The following is an 887-nucleotide window of genomic DNA, read 5'->3' as shown; positions in this document are numbered from 1 at the left end:
CGCCGCCGAGAAAGTACGGCATCGAGTATGCCGGCGCTGGAACCTGTCCGGTGATAACGAACCACGCATCAAGGACACCGAGTCCCGCGTGTAGCAACGTGACGATCATCGCGAACACGGATAGTTCGATATGGATTCGTTGAGCGGCCTCGTGGAGCATTCCAAACGATTCCGTGTTGTAGAGGATGCCCGTGAGAACTGCCAGATACAATGCCGGATACGTGACAAGTGCGGCACCTCGGTCGAGGAGCCAGACGAGCTGTGACATCACGATGCCCCCGTCGTTTCGACGATATCGGGACAGCCGTCCGCGTCCTGGAACCCGTTTTTCGTTTCCGGTCGTGTCGGACACGTATCCGCGGAGTCGTTGATATCATCATCATCGTAATCGGCTGGGGCCTGTCGCGTTGAAACGGTCTGGTCGACGAGGTCGCTTTGTTTTTGTTCGATCGCTTGGGCGGCACGCACGTCTCCGATCTGCCAAAGAGCAGGGACAGCCACCACTAAGACGACCATCGCCACGACGGTGATTCGTTGCTTATGTGTCCAAAACATGTGTCTCAAAGCCATCTGTCGTATGGAAGACGCCATCGTGGATGATGAGCGCCTCTAGACCCTCCCAGTCCGATGCTAATTCGCGTGCCTTGGCAAGCGGGAGTGCCGCGAGGGTCGTCGCCAGGGCGTCGGCTTCCATACAGTCTCGGCGTGCCACGACGGTGACCGATTCATGGCGAGAGCCGAGCGATTCGGTGGTCGGATCGTAGACGTGGTCAGTGCCGTTTCGTGACCGTCGGTATCCGCCCGATGTTGCGACATACCAGTCCGTGTCGAGGACCTTCAGCGGTGTGTCGTCACCGTACGGGCTCTCGATGGCGACCGGTCCCGTC

General features: G+C 59.0%; 2 protein-coding genes and 1 pseudogene. All 3 read right to left on the bottom strand.

Going from position 1 to position 887, the window contains the following annotated elements; translation table 11 throughout:
- Positions 1 to 268: pseudogene (locus tag EXE44_RS21505) on the bottom strand (hypothetical protein); the annotation flags it as partial.
- Positions 268 to 516, bottom strand: a complete 249-nt coding sequence (locus tag EXE44_RS16355) for a hypothetical protein (RefSeq protein WP_241988354.1) — start codon at positions 514 to 516, stop codon at positions 268 to 270. The gene EXE44_RS16355 and the pseudogene EXE44_RS21505, both read right to left, overlap by 1 nt.
- 22 nt (positions 517 to 538) lie before the next feature.
- The coding region (locus tag EXE44_RS16350) for an FAD:protein FMN transferase (RefSeq protein ID WP_137717948.1) at positions 539 to 887 on the bottom strand (349 nt) is incomplete at its 5' end.

Source organism: Halorubrum sp. SS7 (genome assembly GCF_005435055.1).
Classification (GTDB): domain Archaea; phylum Halobacteriota; class Halobacteria; order Halobacteriales; family Haloferacaceae; genus Halorubrum; species Halorubrum salinarum.
The sequence above is the reverse complement of the archived record's forward strand: the minus strand, read 5'-3'. Positions and strand labels throughout refer to the sequence as shown.

Coding starts and splice junctions, on each gene's coding strand:
- EXE44_RS16355 (WP_241988354.1), bottom strand. CDS start 516: ATGGTCGTCTTAGTGGTGGCTGTCCCTGCTCTTTGGCAGATCGGAGAC.